The organism is Achromobacter sp. MUI-25009338, from assembly GCF_057359325.1.
The window spans coordinates 628,122-644,419 of the sequence record NZ_CM170627.1; the positions used below are offsets into that span (position 1 = coordinate 628,122).

General features: G+C 70.1%; 15 protein-coding genes. 6 read left to right on the forward strand and 9 right to left on the reverse strand.

The window, feature by feature from the left end:
* Positions 1–2: 2 nt before the first annotated feature.
* The 4 genes from AC1IQ6_RS02985 to AC1IQ6_RS03000 form a co-directional block, all read right to left on the reverse strand.
* Positions 3–998 (reverse strand): acrylyl-CoA reductase family protein, encoded by a 996-nt coding sequence (locus AC1IQ6_RS02985; protein ID WP_485865802.1) that lies wholly within the window; start codon positions 996–998, stop codon positions 3–5.
* Between the two features lie 21 nt (positions 999–1,019).
* Complete coding sequence (locus AC1IQ6_RS02990) at positions 1,020–2,189, reverse strand: acyl-CoA dehydrogenase family protein (RefSeq protein ID WP_485865803.1); 1,170 nt, start codon at positions 2,187–2,189, stop codon at positions 1,020–1,022.
* An 18-nt stretch (positions 2,190–2,207) separates the two neighbouring features.
* Positions 2,208–3,191 carry a Bug family tripartite tricarboxylate transporter substrate binding protein gene (locus AC1IQ6_RS02995; RefSeq protein ID WP_102773426.1) on the reverse strand — a complete coding sequence of 328 codons (984 nt, stop codon included), beginning with the start codon at positions 3,189–3,191 and terminating at the stop codon, positions 2,208–2,210.
* Positions 3,192–3,255: 64 nt separating this feature from the next.
* Positions 3,256–4,422, reverse strand: a complete 1,167-nt coding sequence (locus tag AC1IQ6_RS03000; RefSeq protein WP_485865804.1) for an acyl-CoA dehydrogenase family protein — start codon at positions 4,420–4,422, stop codon at positions 3,256–3,258.
* 169 nt (positions 4,423–4,591) lie between these two features.
* On the opposite strand from AC1IQ6_RS03000, the gene AC1IQ6_RS03005 reads away from it, so the two are divergent.
* The 3 genes from AC1IQ6_RS03005 to AC1IQ6_RS03015 all read left to right on the forward strand — a co-directional run bounded on the left by AC1IQ6_RS03005 (position 4,592) and on the right by AC1IQ6_RS03015 (position 7,511).
* Positions 4,592–5,389 carry an IclR family transcriptional regulator gene (locus AC1IQ6_RS03005; protein WP_485865805.1) on the forward strand — a complete coding sequence of 266 codons (798 nt, stop codon included), beginning with the start codon at positions 4,592–4,594 and terminating at the stop codon, positions 5,387–5,389.
* Positions 5,379–6,152 carry an IclR family transcriptional regulator gene (locus AC1IQ6_RS03010; protein ID WP_102773429.1) on the forward strand — a complete coding sequence of 258 codons (774 nt, stop codon included), beginning with the start codon at positions 5,379–5,381 and terminating at the stop codon, positions 6,150–6,152. Before AC1IQ6_RS03005 ends, AC1IQ6_RS03010 begins: the two co-directional genes overlap by 11 nt.
* A gap of 162 nt (positions 6,153–6,314) precedes the next feature.
* Complete coding sequence (locus tag AC1IQ6_RS03015) at positions 6,315–7,511, forward strand: MFS transporter (RefSeq protein WP_485865806.1); 1,197 nt, start codon at positions 6,315–6,317, stop codon at positions 7,509–7,511.
* A 4-nt stretch (positions 7,512–7,515) separates the two neighbouring features.
* On the opposite strand, the gene AC1IQ6_RS03020 is transcribed toward AC1IQ6_RS03015, so the two are convergent.
* From AC1IQ6_RS03020 to AC1IQ6_RS03035, 4 genes are read right to left on the reverse strand one after another with little or no spacing between them, the layout of a single operon-like run.
* Positions 7,516–8,817: an MFS transporter gene (locus AC1IQ6_RS03020; RefSeq protein ID WP_485865807.1), complete on the reverse strand. Its 1,302-nt coding sequence runs from the start codon at positions 8,815–8,817 to the stop codon at positions 7,516–7,518.
* A gap of 27 nt (positions 8,818–8,844) precedes the next feature.
* The gene (gene dgoD / locus AC1IQ6_RS03025; protein WP_102773432.1) at positions 8,845–9,993 is read right to left on the reverse strand and encodes a galactonate dehydratase; all 1,149 of its coding nucleotides are present in this window, start codon (positions 9,991–9,993) and stop codon (positions 8,845–8,847) included.
* A complete protein-coding gene (locus AC1IQ6_RS03030; RefSeq protein ID WP_485865808.1) occupies positions 9,990–10,643 on the reverse strand; it encodes a 2-dehydro-3-deoxy-6-phosphogalactonate aldolase in 654 nt (217 codons plus the stop codon). Before AC1IQ6_RS03030 ends, dgoD begins: the two co-directional genes overlap by 4 nt.
* 9 nt (positions 10,644–10,652) lie before the next feature.
* On the reverse strand, positions 10,653–11,657 hold the full coding sequence (locus tag AC1IQ6_RS03035) for a 2-dehydro-3-deoxygalactonokinase (protein ID WP_485865809.1): 1,005 nt from the start codon (positions 11,655–11,657) through the stop codon (positions 10,653–10,655).
* 257 nt (positions 11,658–11,914) lie between these two features.
* On the opposite strand from AC1IQ6_RS03035, the gene AC1IQ6_RS03040 reads away from it, so the two are divergent.
* On the forward strand, positions 11,915–12,733 hold the full coding sequence (locus AC1IQ6_RS03040) for an IclR family transcriptional regulator (RefSeq protein WP_102773435.1): 819 nt from the start codon (positions 11,915–11,917) through the stop codon (positions 12,731–12,733).
* Positions 12,734–12,745: 12 nt separating this feature from the next.
* On the opposite strand, the gene AC1IQ6_RS03045 is transcribed toward AC1IQ6_RS03040, so the two are convergent.
* Positions 12,746–13,684, reverse strand: a complete 939-nt coding sequence (locus AC1IQ6_RS03045) for a LysR family transcriptional regulator (protein ID WP_102773436.1) — start codon at positions 13,682–13,684, stop codon at positions 12,746–12,748.
* Positions 13,685–13,776: 92 nt separating this feature from the next.
* On the opposite strand from AC1IQ6_RS03045, the gene AC1IQ6_RS03050 reads away from it, so the two are divergent.
* Positions 13,777–15,252 carry an aldehyde dehydrogenase gene (locus tag AC1IQ6_RS03050; protein WP_102773437.1) on the forward strand — a complete coding sequence of 492 codons (1,476 nt, stop codon included), beginning with the start codon at positions 13,777–13,779 and terminating at the stop codon, positions 15,250–15,252.
* Between the two features lie 5 nt (positions 15,253–15,257).
* A complete protein-coding gene (locus AC1IQ6_RS03055) occupies positions 15,258–16,298 on the forward strand; it encodes an NAD-dependent epimerase/dehydratase family protein (RefSeq protein WP_479730950.1) in 1,041 nt (346 codons plus the stop codon).

The following is a 16,298-nucleotide window of genomic DNA, read 5'->3' on the forward strand; positions in this document are numbered from 1 at the left end:
GTTCAGGAAAAGCGCGCCACGCTGCGGCCGATGCTGCCGCGTTCGAGCATGGCGGCCAGCGCCTGCGGCAGTTCGCGCGGTTCGATGACGCGGGCGATCAGGTCCAGGCGCGCCGGGCGGTACTCGGCAGCGAGCTTGTTCCAGACCTGGCTGCGCAGCGGCATGGGGCTGTTGGCGTTGATGCCCAGCAGCTTGACGCCGCGCAGGATGAAGGGGATGACGGAGGTCGGCAGCTCCGCGCCGCCTGCGTTGCCGAAGGCGGCGGCCACGCCGTCCGGCCGGGTGCTGGCCAGCGCGTGGGCCAGCACGCTGCCGCCGACGGAATCGACGACGCCGGCCCAGCGCGCGCTCATCAGGGGCTTGATGGCGGCCGCCGGGTCGGGGGGCGCGATCACTTCCTGCGCGCCGAGCGAGCGCAGGTAGGCGGCGGCGTCGGGCTTGCCGGACATGGCGCACACGCGGTAGCCGCGCTGGCTGAGGATGTCGATGGCCACGCCGGCGACGCCGCCGGTGGCGCCGGTCACCAGCACTTCGCCCTGGTCGGGCGCTAGTCCGCAATGTTCCATCCAGTGCAGCGAGAGCGCGGCGGTATAGCCGGCCGCGCCCAGCACCGCCGCGTCGCGCAGGCTGATGCCGGCGGGCAGGGGCAGCACCCACTCGTGGGGCACGCGCGCGTATTCGGCGTAGCCGCCGTCGCAGTCCACGCCGATGCCGAAGCCGTGCACCACGACTTCCTGGCCGGGCGCCAGCGCCGGGTCGGCCGAATGCACCACGGTGCCCGAGAGGTCGATGCCGCCGATGCGCGGATACTGGCGGATGATGTTGCCGCGCCCGGCCTGGGCCAGCGCGTCCTTGTAGTTCAGGCCCGCGTAGGCCACTTTGATGAGCGTGTCGCCGGCGGAAAGCGCGTCCGCCGACAGCGTCTCGAAGCGGCCCTCGGGCGGCGCGCCGTCCGTGCCGGCATGCAGTCGGTAGGCCTGGAAACTCGGGTTATCCATCGTGCTCTCCTTGGTTCGGGTTCAGGCGCGCGCCAGCAGCCGGCGCGCCAGGGTGGCGCGGTGCAGCTCGTTGGCGCCGTCGTAGATGCGGAAAGGGCGCATTTCCTGCCAGACCATGGCCACCGGCGTGTCCTCGGACAGCCCCGAGGCCCCCATCATCTGCACGGCGCGGTCGGCCACGCGGTTGACGGCCTCGGATACGAAGACCTTGGTCATGGCGCTATGCTGTTTGACCGACAGGCCGGCGTCCATGCGGGCGGCGCAATCCCCGGTCATGAGGCGGCTAGCGTGCAGGTCGATGTGCGAATCGGCGACCATGGCCTGGATCTGCTGCAGGTCGGCCAGGCGCGAGCCGAAGGAGTCGCGCCGCGCCACGTACGCCTGCGCGGTTTCCAGCGCGCGCCGGGCGCGGCCGATGTAGCGCATGCAGTGCGACAGCCGGGCGGGTTCGAGGCGCAGCTGCGCGTATTCCAGGCCGCGGCCGGGCTCGCCCAGCACCGCGTCGTCGCCGACTTCGCAGCCGGTCAGCGCGATCTCGGCGTGGCCGCCGATCTGGTAGCCGGTGACCATGCCGATGTCGCGCACGACGCGGTAGCCCGGCGTGTCCGCCGGCACCAGGAACAGGGTCGCGCCTTCTTCGGCGCGCGCCAGCACCAGCGCGAAGTCCGCGCCCACGCCGCCGCTGATGAATTGCTTGTGGCCGTTCAGTACCCAGCGGCCGGCGCGCCGCTCGGCGCGCGTCTGCAGCATGGAAGGGTCGGAGCCGGCGCCGGGCGCGGGCTCGGTCATGGCGAAGCAGGCGCGCTGTTCGCCGCGCACCAGCGGCGCCAGAAAGCGTTCCTGCTGGGTCGGGTCGCCCAGGCGCAGCAGCGTCAGCATGTTGGGCTGGTCGGGCGCGGCGCAGTTGAGCGCGGCCGGTCCCAGGAAGCTGCGTCCGGCTTCTTCCAGCAGGCGGGCCAGGGCGCGCCAGCCCAGGCCCAGCCCGCCCCATTCGGCGGGCAGCTGCGGCGCATAGAGGCCGGCCTCGCGGGCGCGCACGCGCAGCTCGGCGACGCGGCGGTCCAGCTCCGTCACGTCGCGCGCGATGGCGGGCGATTCGGCGGGTATCGCGATGTCGTCCACGAAGCGGCGCATGCGGTCGCAGAGGTCCTGCACGGCCTGTTCGTCATGGTTCTCCTGCTGGGCATGCATGGCGGTCTTCCTTGCGGCTTACTGGATGCGGGTGCCGGTGGACTGCACCAGCTTGCCCCACCAGGCGGTTTCATCGGCGATCTGCTTGGCGAACTCGGCGGGGGTGCTGCCCAGCGGTTCGGCGCCCAGTTCCTGGAAGCGCGCGCGCAGCGTGGGGTCCTGCAGCGCCTTGACGACGGCGGCGTGCAGGCGTTCGATCACGGCCGGGTCGGTGCCGGCCGGCGCCATCAGGCCCTTCCAGGCCATCACCACGAAACCCTTCTGGCCGGCTTCGTCGAAGGTGGGGATGTCGGGCGCGGCGGTGGCGCGCTGGTCGCTGGGCACGGCCAGCGCGCGCAGGCTGCCGGCCTTGACCTGCGGCAGCAGCGCCGGCATGTTGTCGATCATGAAGTCGATGTGTCCGGCGACCAGGTCGGTGATGGCGGGGCCGGTGCCCTTGTAGGGCACGTGCACCGCCTGCAGGCCGGCCTGCTGCTTGAGCAGTTCGCCGGCAAGCTGCGCCGGCGAGCCGTTGCCGGGCGAGCCGAAGGACAGCTTGCCGGGGTTGCTGCGCGCGTACTGCAGGAACTCCTGCAGGTTCTTGGCCGGCAGCGATTTGTTCACCACCATCAGGTTGTGTTCGCGCTCCAGGCAGCTGATGGGCGCCAGGTCCTTGGCCGGGTTGAACGGCATGTTGGCGTACAGGCTGGGGTTGATGACGGTGGGGCCGGCGGCGGCCAGCAGCAGCGTGTAGCCGTCGGGGGCGGCCCGGGCGACGTAGTCGCCGCCGATGTTGCCGCCGGCGCCCGGCTTGTTCTCGACGATGACGGGCTGGCCCAGGATGGGGTGCAGCGTCTCGGCCAGCAGGCGGCCGAGGATGTCGGTCGAGCCGCCGGGGGCGAACGGGACGATCAGCCTGACGGGCTTGTCGGGATAGGCGGCGGCCGCCTGGGGCGGCAGCGCCGCGCAGGCGAACGTGGCGGCCGCGGCCGCGATCCACTTGGGCAGGTGCTTGTGCAGCATGGAAGTCTCCTTCGGTTGGGGCGGGCCGGCGGCTTCTTGCGGCCGCGGTCCCTTGGGGGCTGCGTTAGCGGCCCGGCGTGTAACCCGCCTGGGTCAGGGTGTGGCGGGCGATGGTCAACTGGTGGATCTGGCTGGTGCCTTCGTACAGGCGGAACAGGCGCACGTCGCGGTAGAAGCGTTCGATGCCGTGGTCGGCGATATAGCCGTAGCCGCCGTGCATCTGCACGCAGCGGTCGGCCACGCGGCCGCACATTTCCGATGAGAAGTATTTGCAGATCGAGGCGTTCAGCGTGACGTCGCGGCCTTCGTCGCGTTCGCGCGCGGTCTGCAGCACCAGCGCGCGGGCCGCCTGGATCTCGGTCTGGCAGTCGGCGATCATGGCCTGGATCAGCTGGAAGTCCATCAGCGGCTTGCCGAACTGCTGGCGCTCGGCCACGAAGCGCAGCGTGTCGTCCAGCATGCGGATGGCCGGGCCGATGCACAGCGCGGCCAGGTGGATGCGCTGCTTGTTCAGCACCTTCATGGCGGTCTTGAAGCCCATGCCGAGCTGGCCGCCGATGAGGTTGGCGGCCGGCACGCGGCAATCCTGGAAGTGCACGCTGGAGACGGGCGAACCGGCCTGGCCCATCTTGTCGTAGGGCTGCCCGGTGGACAGGCCCGGCGCGCCGCGCTCGACGATGAAGGCGCTGATTCCCCTGGCGCCCGGTTCGTCGGGGTCGGTGCGCGCCATGACGGTGAACAGGCCCGCCAGCGGCGCGTTGGTGATGAAGCACTTTTCGCCGTTGAGCACGTAGTGGTCGCCGTCGCGCACGGCGGTGGTGGTCAGCGCGGTGGCGTCGGAGCCGGCCTGCGGCTCGGTCAGCGCAAAGCAGCCGGTCAGTTCGCCGGAGGCCAGGCGCGGCAGGTAGCGGGCCTTCTGTTCATCGGTGCCGTCGGCCACCAGCGCCTCCGAGCCGATGCCGGTATTGGTGCCCACCCGGGCGCGGAACGCCACCGAGCACTGCGACAGTTCCATGGCGGCCAGGACCAGTTCTTCGGTGGTCATGCCCGCGCCGCCGTACTGCGTGGGAATCGAGTAGCCGAACAGGCCCTGGGCGGCCATGTCGGCGACCAGGTTGGGCGGGACTTCATCCAGGCGGGCGACTTCGGCCTCGCGCGGCGCCAGCCGTTCGCGCACGTAGCGGCGCAGCGATTCGAGGAACTGGGGGAAGCCGTCGCGGTCCCGGATCATGGTGAGTCTCCATCTGGTCTGGTGGTTCGATTCAGGCTAGCAAAAGGCCGCCGGATTTGAGACAAGTGTTTCGATATCTTGAACGCAACTTGCGTGGGCGCCGGCCCGCCTGCTCTATCATCGGCAGGACGGGCCGCGCCTGCCGCCCGCGTTTTCAGGAATCCCGACCATGCCCAGCAACCCCGGCCAGCGCCACGCCGATCCAGCCTTCGCCACCACGCTGGCGCACGGGCTGTCGGTGCTGCAGGCCTTCCGCCACGGGGAGCCGGCGCTGAGCAACCGGGAGCTGGCCGACCGCACCGGCCTGTCCAAGGCCACTATTTCGCGGCTGACCACCACGCTGATGCAGCGCGGCCTGCTGCGCTACGACGGCGGCCTGCGGCGCTACCGGCTGGGGCCGGCGGTGCTGTCGCTGAGCTATCCGCTGCTGGCCAGCATCAAGGTCCGCCAGCTGGCGCGGCCGCTGATGAAGCGCCTGGCCGACACGGCCGGCGGCTCGGCTTCGCTGGGCATGCACCACGGCCTGAACATGGTGTATCTGGAGACCTGCCGCGGCCACGACGCGGTGTCTTTCAGGCCCGATATCGGCGCCTTGCTGCCGCTGTTGCCGTCGGCCATGGGCCGCGCCTGGCTGGCCCAGGGCGCCGGCGGCGAGGCCCAGGCCGTGCTGGAGACGCTGCGGCGCCAGGACCCGGCGGCCTGGCGCCGCTACGCGCCGGACTGGGAGCAGGCGCAGCGCGATTACGCCGAGCATGGATTCTGCGTGGGGCAGGGCGACTGGCATTCGGACGTGCATGCCGTGGCGGTGCCGATGCGCACGCGGGTCGACGGCCAGGCGCTGGTGTTCAACTGCGGCGTGCCTGTGGCGCGGCTGCGTCCCGGCGACCTGCGCGCACGCATCGCGCCGCGCCTGCTGGCGCTGGCCGAACGCGTGGAGAAAATCCTGGAGCGTGAACATGGCGCATGAGCCGGACCGCGAATTCACCACCACGCTGGCGCGCGGCATCGACATCCTGGCGTGTTTCCGCGCCGACCGCCCGGTGCTGGCCAACAAGGATTTCGCTGCGCAGACGGGCCTGTCGCGCAGCGCCGTCGCGCGCCTGACGCATACGCTGGTCGAACTGGGCTTTCTGCAGCGCGAGGGCGAGCCGCCGCGCTACCGCCTGGGCGCGTCGGTGCTGGCGCTGAGTTATCCGCTGCTGGCCAGCATGCAGATCCGCCAGCTGGCGCGCCCGCTCATGAAGCAGCTCGCCGACCATGCGCGCGGGGCGGTGTCGCTGGTGGTGCGCGACCGCCTGCAGATGGTGTATGTGGAGACGGCCCGCTCCAACGAAGCGTTGCAAACCCGCCCCGACATCGGCGCATCGCTGCCGCTGCTGTCCAGCGCCGCCGGCCGCGCCTGGCTGGCGCGCGTGTCCGACGAGGAGCGCGCGGCGGTGCTGAACCAGCTGCGCGTGGCCGACCCGGCGCACTACGAGGCGCATTTCCCCACGCTGGCCGCGGCCCGCCGCGACCTGGAGCGCAAGGGCTATTGCGGCAACAACCTGCAGTGGCGTCCCGACGCCTACGGTTTCGCCGCGCCGCTGAGCCGGCCGCACCAGTCGCTGCTGTACGTGTTCAATTGCGGCGTGCCGGCAGGCGACGGTCCTTACCGCGAACGCGCGGCCGACATCGGCCCGCGCCTGGTCGCGCTGGCGCGCGAGACGGAGCGCCTGCTCGGCTATTCGTGACTTCCAGTCAAAAGTGTTTCGCCTGTCCCCCACTGTTTCCGCAAGGATGCAGCCGGCATACTGGGCGCCTGTCTTTCGACCGGGCCCAGGCGACGCGCCAGCCGGCCTGTCCGCCAGGCGGCTCCCAGCCCCGGTCGACGCTATCGAACCGAGGAAATCCGCATGAACTCAACAGACACCCGGCCGGTCAAGCCCGGCCTGCCGCTGCTCGCGCTTGCCGTGGGCGCTTTCGGGATCGGCGTGACCGAGTTTTCGCCCATGGGCCTGCTGCCCGTCATCGCCGAAGGCGTGGACGTATCCATCCCCAGCGCGGGGATGCTGATCAGCGCCTACGCCATCGGCGTGATGGTCGGCGCGCCCCTGATGACCCTGGCTTTTTCGCGCTGGTCCCGGCGCCGCGCGCTGATCCTGCTGATGGCGATCTTCACCATCGGCAATCTGTTGTCGGCGCTGTCGCCCAATTACACGACGCTGCTGCTGGCACGCCTGGTCACCAGCCTGAACCACGGCGCCTTCTTCGGGCTGGGATCGCTGGTGGCGGCCAGCGTGGTGCCGCGCCACAGGCAGGCCAGCGCCGTGGCCACCATGTTCATGGGCCTGACCATCGCCAACGTGGGCGGGGTGCCGGCGGCCACCTGGCTGGGCCAGGCCATCGGCTGGCGCATGTCGTTCGCGGCCACCGCCGTGCTGGGCCTGCTCGCCATGCTGGCGCTGTGGCGCGCGCTGCCGGCGGGCGCGTCCGGCAGCCGCCCCGACGTGCGGCATGAACTGTCGGTGCTCAAGCGCCCGGTGGTGCTGATGGCCCTGCTGACCACGGTGCTGGGCGCGGGCGCGATGTTCACGCTGTACACCTACATCGCGCCGACCCTGGCCGAGATCACGGGCGCGTCGCCCACCTTCATCACCGGCATGCTGGTGCTGGTGGGCCTGGGCTTCACGCTGGGCAACGGCCTGGGCGGGCGCATGGCCGACCGTTCGCTGGACGGCACGCTGATCACTTTCCTGGTGCTGGTCATCGTGGACCTGCTGGCCTTTCCGTGGGTCGCGTCCACGCCGGTAGGCGCGGCGGTATCGCTGCTGATCTTCGGCGTGGCGACGTTCGCGGTGGTGCCGCCTTTGCAGATGGGCGTGATGCGCGCCGCCACCGAAGCGCCGGGGCTGGCCTCGTCGGTGAACGTGGGGGCTTTCAACCTGGGCAACGCGGTGGGCGCGGCCGCGGGCGGCGCGGTGATTTCGGCCGGCCTGGGCTATGCCGCCGTGCCGGTGGCCGGCGCCGTCATCGCGGCGGCCGGCCTGGCCCTGGTGCTGCTGCAGCGCGCCGGCAATGCGCGCCGCAGGCTGGCGATGCAGGGCTGCTGAAGGCTCAGGCCTCGATCCGCTCGACCTTGCCCACCAGCAGGATGTAGGACAGCGCGCCCAGCAGCGCCAGCGACGACACGTAGACGATGGCGGGCGCGAAGCTGTCCTTGGACACCAGCAGGCCGATCACGATGGGCGTGCAGATGGACGACAGGTTGCCGACGAAGTTGAACACGCCGCTGGTCAGGCCCAGCAGCCGCACCGGCGCCAGGGTCGAGACCAGCGACCAGGTGATCGAGGCCAGCCCGTTGCCGAAGAAGGCCACGGCCAGGAAGAAGATCACCCAGGGCGTGGAGTCGGTGAAGTTGGCGCCGATCATGGCGGTGGAGATCAGCAGACCCAGGATGATGGGCAGCGTGCGCGCCAGCCCCACGCTGGCGCCGCGGCGCACCAGGAAATCGGACAGCACGCCCGAACACAGGACGCCGACGAAGGCCGCCAGAAACGGCACCGAGGCCAGAAAGCCCGACTTGATGAAGTCCATGCCGCGGTACTTCACCAGATAGGTGGGGAACCAGGTCAGGAAGAACCACAGCGTGGAGGTCAGGCAGAACTGGCCCAGGTAGACGCCCCACAGCTTGCGCTTGCTCATCACCAGGCCCAGGTCGTTCCAGCGGAACGGGGCCTTTTTTTCCGTGACGCGCTTTTCCAGGTCGACCACGCCGCCGCCTTGCTGGATGAGTTCGATCTCGGCCGCGTTGGCGCCCTTGAACTGGCGCGGTTCGCGGTAGACCAGGAACCACAGCACGCCCCAGACGATGCCCACCAGGCCGGTGCTGACGAACACCATGTGCCAGCCGAAGTGGTGCTGCAGCCAGGCCAGCACCGGCGTCAGGAACGCCAGGCCGACGAACTGGCCGGAGGTGTAGAAGGCGATGGCGGTGGCGCGTTCCTTTTCCGGAAACCAGGTGGTGACGACGCGGTTGTTGATGGGATAGGCGGGCGCTTCCAACGCGCCCACGGCCAGGCGCAGCACGAACAGGATCACGAAGCTGCCGGCGAAGCCCATGAAGAAGGTGGCGGCCGACCACAGGATCAGCGCGGCCGCGTACAGCACCCGCGGCGACACGCGGTCGACCAGCCAGCCGCCGGGGATCTGCATGGCGGCGTAGGTCCAGCCGAAGGCCGACAGGATCAGGCCTTCGTGCACGGTGTCCAGGCCGAACTCGTCCTTGAGGGCGGGCGCGGCGATGGACAGGTTGCTGCGGTCCAGGTAGTTGATGACGACGGTGATGAACAGCATCACCATGATGAGGTAGCGGCTGCGCGTGGGGCGCAGGCCCGCTTGGATGGCGGCGGCGGACAAGGGCGTCTCCTCGTTTTCGTTATCGGCTTACCATTCGGCGAAGCTGCCGTCGGCGTGGCGCCAGATGGGGTTGCGCCAGCGGTGGCCGACGGCGGCGCGTTCCTTGACGTATTCCTCGTTGACCTCGATGCCCAGGCCCGGACCCTGCGGAATCGAGACCATGCCGTCCTGGTAGGCGAACGCTTCGCGGTTGCTGACGTAGTCCAGCAGGTCGTTGGCGGCGTTGTAGTGGATGCCCAGGCTTTGTTCCTGGATGAAGGCGTTGTAGCAGCCGGCGTCGATCTGCAGGCAGGTCGCCAGCGCGATGGGCCCGAGCGGGCAGTGCAGCGCCAGCGCCACGTCGTAGGCCTCGGCCATGGCGGCGATCTTGCGCGTTTCGGTGATGCCGCCGGCATGGGAGGGATCGGGCTGGATGATGTCCACGTAGCCCTCGGCCAGAATCCGCTTGAAGTCCCAGCGCGAGAACAGCCGCTCGCCCAGCGCGATCGGGGTGGAGCTGAGCGGAGCCAGTTCCTTGAGCGCTTCGTAGTGTTCGCTCAGCACCGGCTCTTCGATGAACATGAGCTTGAACGGTTCGAGTTCCTTCATCAGCACCTTGGCCATGGGCTTGTGCACGCGGCCGTGGAAGTCCACGCCGATGCCGACGTTGGGGCCGACCGCGTCGCGCACGGCGGCCACGTTCTCCAGGCACTTCTCGACCTTGTCGAAGGAATCGATGTACTGCAGTTCTTCGGTGCCGTTCATCTTGACGGCGGTGAAGCCGCGCTCGACCGCGCCCTTGGCGGCGGCCGCGGTGTCGGCCGGGCGGTCGCCGCCGATCCACGAATACACGCGGATGCGGTCGCGCACGTTGCCGCCCAGCAGCTGCGACACCGGCACGCCCAGATGCTTGCCCTTGATGTCCCACAGCGCCTGGTCGATGCCGGCCAGCGCGCTCATGTGGATGGCGCCGCCGCGGTAGAAGCCGCCGCGGTACAGCACGGTCCAGTGGTCTTCGATGTTGCAGGGGTCCTTGCCGATCAGGTAGTCGGACAGTTCCTCGACGGCTGCGGCCACCGACTGCGCGCGGCCCTCGACCACGGGTTCGCCCCAGCCGACGATGCCGGCGTCGGTTTCGATTTTCAGGAAGCACCACCGCGGCGGCACGATATAGGTGGTGAGCTTGGTGATCTTCATGCTTGAGTCTCCTTGGCGGATTGGGCGCGCTGCCAGGCGGCGATGAAAGCGCGCGCGTTGTGTTCGACTGCGGCGGCCGACAGGCCGGGTTTGTACAGGGCCGAGCCCAGGCCGAAACCGCTGGCGCCGGCCTGGACGTAGGGGTCGAGGTTGTCCGGCGTGATGCCGCCCACCGGCACCAGGGCCAGGGGCTGGCGCAGCACGGCGCGCCAGGCCTTGAGCACGGCCGGGCCGAGCTGTTCGGCGGGGAACAGTTTCAGCACGTCGGCGCCGGCGGCCAGCGCGGCGTAGGCCTCGGTGGGCGTGGCCACGCCGGGGCAGGCCGCCATGCCCAGTTGTCTGGCGGCGCGGATCACGGCGCCGTCGCTGTGCGGCATGACGATGAGTTCGCCGCCGGCCTGCTGCACGCGGGCGCAGTCCTCGGGAGCGATCACCGTGCCGGCGCCGATCAGGCAGTCGGTGGGCAGCGCCGCGCGCATGGCGCGGATGCTGTCCAGCGGGTCGGGGGAGTTCAGCGGCACTTCGATCAGGCGAAAGCCGGCGGCGTAGAGCGCCTGTCCGACGGGTTCGGCCTCGGCGGGCGTGATGCCGCGCAGGATGGCGATCAGGCCGCATTCGGCCATGGCGGTTTGCAGTCCGGGATGGTGCATGTTCGTTTCCTAGGAATGGGCCGTTGCACAGGAGTCGATCAGGCCGGCGCTGACGGCCAGGTGCCACAGGCCGCGTTCGGTGGCGTCCTGCGCCACCTCGGGCGTGCCCAGGCCGTAGTGCTGCAGGGCCTGTATGTAGCGGCCGCAAAGCGCCGGCTCGCCGCAAAGCACGATGCGGGGCAGTTCGCCCTGCTGGCGCAGCAGCTGCGCCAGCGCGGCGACTTCGTGGCCGATGAGCAGGCCCGAGAGGTAATCGGCCTGCGAGGTCGGCGCCAGCTGGCCGGTCAGGCCCAGCGCGCGGGTGCTGAACACGGTGGACAGCACGCCGGCGCGGCCGGCGGGCGAGCCGGCGACCTGCAGGCCGCGTTCGAACGCGGCCATGTCGGCGCCGGCGGAGTCGGCCATGGTGCGGCCCAGGATGGTGTGGCCGCGCAGCGCGGCGTAGATCTCGCCGGTCATGAAGGTGTGGAAGTGCGTGACGCGGCCGCGCTGCGCGCCGACCCACTTGGAATGGGTGCCGGGCAGGCCGATCAGCATGTTGTCGTGGGCGCGCGCCGGGTCGAACAGCACGCCGAACACCTGGGTCTCTTCGCCGCGCATCACGTTGGGCAGGCCCTGGCGCTGGATCAGGCCCGGCACGATGTGCACGGGCGTGGCGCCGCCGCGTTCGACCACGGTGAGCTGTGTGCCGATGCGCGCGAGGTCGAGCGGCACGTTCAGGTAGGCGGCTTCGCGCCAGCCCTGGGCGCTGCCGACCATGCCGCAGGCGATCACCGGCAGCGCGGGCTCGGCCCGCAGCCAGTCGCCGCAGGCCTGTTCGAAGGCCAGCTCGAAGCCGGAAAGCGTGGCGGTGGCCGCGCCGTCCTGCAGCGGCTGCGGCAGGCGCATGATGCCCCAGGGCAGGTGGCGGGTATCGAGCGTGCGGCCGGCGGCGTCCAGCCGGTAGGCGCGCAGCGAGGAGGTGCCCCAGTCCAGCGCGATGAGCGCCGCGCGGGCGGGCAATCCGGTAGTCATCAGAAATCGGTCTCGGCTCTGGCCGCGGCCCTGGCCGTCGTGGCGGCAGGCGTGCGCGGACCTGGTTGTGCGGGCCCGCCGCAGGCGCGCGGGCGATGGAAAAAATTCTAGATCAGCGCTTGAAAAATCTCAAAATATAGAATGAAATCCCATATATAGGGAATTTGAGGCTATTCCGCGCTTCCCGGCATGGATGCGCCGGGTATGCTTGTCACCGTGTTTTCCGGCTCTTTCCGGCCGCCCTGTTCCGAGTTGTCATGACCGCCACGTTCTCGCCCGACCCCGCTCCCGCCCTGGACCCCGACGCCGTCGCGCCCGCCGGCACGCAGACACTGATGCGCGGCCTGGCCGTGGTGCAGGCGGTGGCGGCCGGCGCGCGCGATCTGAAAGACATCTGCGCCCGCATCGGGGTGGCGCGCAGCACCACGCACCGGCTGGCCAGCTGCCTGGTGCAGGAACGCTATCTGCGGTCCCTGCCCGGCGTGGGCTACGTGCTGGGCCCCAAGCTGATCGAGCTGGGCTTCCAGGCGCGCGAGGCCTTTCCGATGGCGACGCTGGCGCGGCCCTACCTGGACGAGTTGGCGGCCCTGACGGGCGACACCATCCACCTGGCCGTGCGCGACAACGACGAGGTGCTGTACCTGGAGAAGATCCCCGGCAAGAAGGGGCTGGAAATGCGTTCGCGCGTGGGGCATCGCATGCCGCTGGCGGCCACCGGCGTGGGCAAGGCGCTGCTGCTGGACGCGGAGGAGCCGCAATGGAAGGCGCTGTACCGGGTGGGCGCGCCGGTGTCCTCGCGCGCGCCCGGCGGGCGCCAGACCTGGGAGGCTTTCCGCGACCGCATGCGCGAGTACGCGGCCCACGGCTACGCGTTCGACCTCGAGGACAACGAGCCGTCGATCCGCTGCGTGGCCGCGCCGGTGCGTGACGCGTCCAGCGGCATCGTGGCCGCCATCAGCGTGTCCAGCACGGTGCCGTACATGTCGCTGGAGCGCATGCGGGAAATGGTCGCCGTGGTGCAGGGCGCGGCGGCGGAGATTTCCGCCGAACTGGGGTGGAAGGTAGAGCGCGCCTGATCCCCGGCGGCTTCAGGCGGCGGGCACGGAAAGCAGCCGCGGCTGGATCTCGGCCATGGCTTTCTTCAGCTGGGCGGCCAGGGCTTGCGCGGCCGGCGACAGCGTGCGGTCGCGCCGGTGCAGCAGCCCGATGTCGCGCCGCGCCGACGCGTCGCCCAGCGGCGTGCAGCCCAGGCCGGCCAGGTTCAGTTCCGGCAGCGCCAGGCGCGGCAGCACGCTCACGCCCAGGCCCTGGCGCACCATGCCGGCGGCGGTGCCCATATGGGTGACGTCGTAGCGCAGCGCGGTGGCGGGCGCGCCGGTTTCGTCGCGCACCGCGCGGTCGAACTGCTGGCGCGCATGCGAACCCTGCGACAGCAGGATCAGGTCATAGCGCAGCACGTCGCGCCAGTGCAGCACTTTCCTGTCCGCGCCCAGCGGATGCCCGGCGGGATAGACCGCGCAGAAGCAATCCTGCCCCAGCGGCGTGAAGGCCAGGTCCGGCGCCGATTCGGTCTGCGCGGCCACCGCGAATTCGATCTGGTTGGTGCGCAGCATGGCGAGCAGCTCGTCGTTGTGCGCCTCCACCACCCGCACCTTCAGCGCGGGATGCGCGCGCCGCAGCTCGCCCACGGCCGCCGGCAGCAGGCTCAGCGCCGCCGACGGCAGGGCGCCCAGGGCCACGTTGCCGCGGCGCACCGCGGCCAGGTCGGCAAGACTGCGGTAGGCCTCTTCCAGGTCGGCGATGGGACGCTGCACCCGCGAATGGAAATCCCGCCCGGCCGAGGTCAGGCTGATGGCGCGCGTGGTGCGCTCGAACAGCCGCAGCCCCAGCACGTCTTCCAGGTCCTGGATCAGGGCCGTGAACGACGGCTGGGTGACGCCCAGCTGGTTGGCCGCATGGGTGAACGAACCGCTGTCGACGGCCAGCAGAAAGGCCTTTAGCGGCCGATACTTGATATTGATAGCCATGGACTAAGAATATTAGATAAATATCTATTTGTGTCTAATAATCTTGCGGCCGATCATGACGTCTACCGCAGTCATCCCGACCCAGAGACGTTATGGACGCATCGAGCCACAAGCCATTCCGGCTGGGCGCCAACTGGCGCCACAGCCAAGACGGCGACGCCGTCATCACCTCCATCAACCCGGCCGACGGCAGCATCGCCGGCACGGTCGCCCGCGCCTTGCCGCAGGACGTGGACGCCGCCGTGGCGATCGCGTGGGAGGCCTTTCACCGCCAGCCGTGGCGCAAGCTGCGCCCGGACCAACGCGCCGCCACGCTGTACGAGATCGGACGCCGTCTCGCGGCCGAGCGCGAGCCGCTGGCGCGGCTGCAGATGCAGGACAGCGGCAAGCCGTGGAAGGAATGCCTGAACATGGTCGATAGCGCGGCCGGGCATTTCCGCTATTACGCGGCGGTGTGCGAGACCTGGCAGAACGAAATGACCTCGCCGCGCGGCGAATACTTTTCGATGGCGCTGGCCGAGCCGTTCGGCGTGATCGCGGCCATCACGCCGTGGAACTCGCCCATCATGAACGAGGCCCAGAAAGCCGCGCCGGCGCTGGCCGCCGGCAACGCCGTCTTGCTCAAGCCCTCCGAGGAAACGCCGCAGCTGGCGCTGGAACTGGCCCGGATCTGCGGCGAGGCCGGCCTGCCCGAAGGCCTGCTGACGGTGCTGCCCGGCCATGGCGAGGACGTGGGCGCGGCGCTGGTCAGGCACCCGGGCGTGCGCATGGTGTCCTTCACCGGCGGCACCGAGACCGGACGCGCCATCGGCGGCATCGCCGGGCAGCGCCTGATTCCGGTGGGGCTGGAGCTGGGCGGCAAGTCCCCGCATATCGTGTTCGAGGACGCCGACCTGGACCGCGCCGTGGCCGGCGTGATCTCCGGCATCTTCGGCTCGGCCGGCCAGAGCTGCGTGGCGGGTTCGCGCCTGTTCGTGCAGAAGTCCATCTACAAGCGCTTCATGGACGCGCTGGTGGAGCGCGCCGCGCAGGTGCGCGTGGGCCTGCCTGACGATCCCGCCACGCAGATGGGACCGCTGGTGTCGCGCGCCCATCGCGACAAGGTCGCCTCGTATGTGGACATCGGCCGCGCCGAGGGCGGCCGAGTGCTGGTCGGCGGCGCCGCGCCCACGCAGCCCGAGCTGGCCAAGGGCTGGTTCTACCTGCCCACCGTGATCGACGGCCTGGGCAACCAGGCCCGCGTGTGCCAGGAAGAGATCTTCGGCCCGGTGCTGGTGGCGCTTGCCTTCGACGACGAGGAAGACGTGATCCGCCAGGCCAACGACACCGCCTTCGGCCTGGCCGCCGGCATGTGGACCGGCGACTACGCCCGCGCATGGCGCGTGGCGCGCGAGATCGAGGCCGGCTCCATCTGGATCAACACCTACAAGCAATCGCATATCGCCACGCCGTTCGGCGGCTTCAAGGCCAGCGGCATCGGACGCGAGAAAGGCCTGCACGGCCTGCGGCTCTACAGCCAGGTCAAGAGCCTGTATTGGGGCATGCACGAAAAACCCTTGGGACTGTGAACAATATGACGACTGAAAAGAAAAGCGCGGCGCTGTCGCTGGCCGACTCCCGCATCCTGATCGCCGGCGCCGCCAGCCTGGTGGGCTCGCACACCGCCGATGCGCTGCTGGCCGCCGGCGTGCGCGAAGTGATCCTGCTGGACAACTTCGCCTTCGGCACGCCCGAGGCCATCGCCCATCTGCAGGACGACCCGCGCGTGAAAGTGGTGCGCGGCGACCTGATGCGCCTGCCCGACCTGCTGGCGGCGACCGAGGGCGTGGACGGCGTGCTGCACCTGGCGGCCTACATGACGCTGGGCTTCGCGCAGACGCCGTGGCAGGCGGTGGACGTGAACGTGCGCGGCGCGCAGAACATGCTGGAAGCCTGCCGGGTCAACAAGGTGAAGAAGATCGTGTTCGCCTCGTCCAACGCCGTCTACGGCTACGGCAGCGGCATCGCCGGCGCGCTGGCGGAGAACGGGCCGTTCCATTCGGTGGGCGCGCCGCCGGCGGCGATCCTGTACGGCGCCTCCAAGATCATGGGCGAGCAGCTGTGCCGCCAGTACTACCAGAAGTCCGGCCTGGACTATGTGGTGCTGCGCTACTCCACCGTGTACGGCGAGCGCCAGCACTACCGCGCGGCCAATTCGCTGTACATCATGGAAACCTATGACCGGGTGCGCAAGGGCGAGCGCCCGGTGCTGCCGGGCGACGGTACCGAGACCAAGCACTTCGTGCACGTGTCGGACGTGGCGCGCGCCAACGTCGCGGCGTTTTGCAGCGAGGCGACCGACGTGGCGGTGAACGTGTCCGGCCCCGCGCCCATCACGACCGGGGAACTGGTGCGGCTGGTGCTCGACTACTGCAAGAGCGACCTGCAGCCCGAAATCAAGCCGGACCCGCCGGGCACCGTGCGCCTGACATCGGGCGGCGCGTTCCACATTCCCCACGATCTCGCGGGCCGGCACATCGGCTGGCAGCCCGAGGTCGGCATGGCCGAAGGCGTGGCGCGGCTGCTGGCCTGGCGCGAAGCGCAGGAGGCAGGCCAGGCGCGCAGCACAGACTGA

Bases quoted from the DNA above. Each gene is read 5' to 3' on its own strand.
- AC1IQ6_RS02985 (WP_485865802.1), bottom strand. From the start codon at position 998: ATGGATAACCCGAGTTTCCAGGCCTACCGACTGCATGCCGGCACGGAC.
- AC1IQ6_RS02990 (WP_485865803.1), bottom strand. From the start codon at position 2,189: ATGCATGCCCAGCAGGAGAACCATGACGAACAGGCCGTGCAGGACCTC.
- AC1IQ6_RS02995 (WP_102773426.1), bottom strand. From the start codon at position 3,191: ATGCTGCACAAGCACCTGCCCAAGTGGATCGCGGCCGCGGCCGCCACG.
- AC1IQ6_RS03000 (WP_485865804.1), bottom strand. From the start codon at position 4,422: ATGATCCGGGACCGCGACGGCTTCCCCCAGTTCCTCGAATCGCTGCGC.
- AC1IQ6_RS03005 (WP_485865805.1), top strand. From the start codon at position 4,592: ATGCCCAGCAACCCCGGCCAGCGCCACGCCGATCCAGCCTTCGCCACC.
- AC1IQ6_RS03010 (WP_102773429.1), top strand. From the start codon at position 5,379: ATGGCGCATGAGCCGGACCGCGAATTCACCACCACGCTGGCGCGCGGC.
- AC1IQ6_RS03015 (WP_485865806.1), top strand. From the start codon at position 6,315: ATGAACTCAACAGACACCCGGCCGGTCAAGCCCGGCCTGCCGCTGCTC.
- dgoD (WP_102773432.1), bottom strand. From the start codon at position 9,993: ATGAAGATCACCAAGCTCACCACCTATATCGTGCCGCCGCGGTGGTGC.
- AC1IQ6_RS03030 (WP_485865808.1), bottom strand. From the start codon at position 10,643: ATGCACCATCCCGGACTGCAAACCGCCATGGCCGAATGCGGCCTGATC.
- AC1IQ6_RS03035 (WP_485865809.1), bottom strand. From the start codon at position 11,657: ATGACTACCGGATTGCCCGCCCGCGCGGCGCTCATCGCGCTGGACTGG.
- AC1IQ6_RS03040 (WP_102773435.1), top strand. From the start codon at position 11,915: ATGACCGCCACGTTCTCGCCCGACCCCGCTCCCGCCCTGGACCCCGAC.
- AC1IQ6_RS03045 (WP_102773436.1), bottom strand. From the start codon at position 13,684: ATGGCTATCAATATCAAGTATCGGCCGCTAAAGGCCTTTCTGCTGGCC.
- AC1IQ6_RS03050 (WP_102773437.1), top strand. From the start codon at position 13,777: ATGGACGCATCGAGCCACAAGCCATTCCGGCTGGGCGCCAACTGGCGC.
- AC1IQ6_RS03055 (WP_479730950.1), top strand. From the start codon at position 15,258: ATGACGACTGAAAAGAAAAGCGCGGCGCTGTCGCTGGCCGACTCCCGC.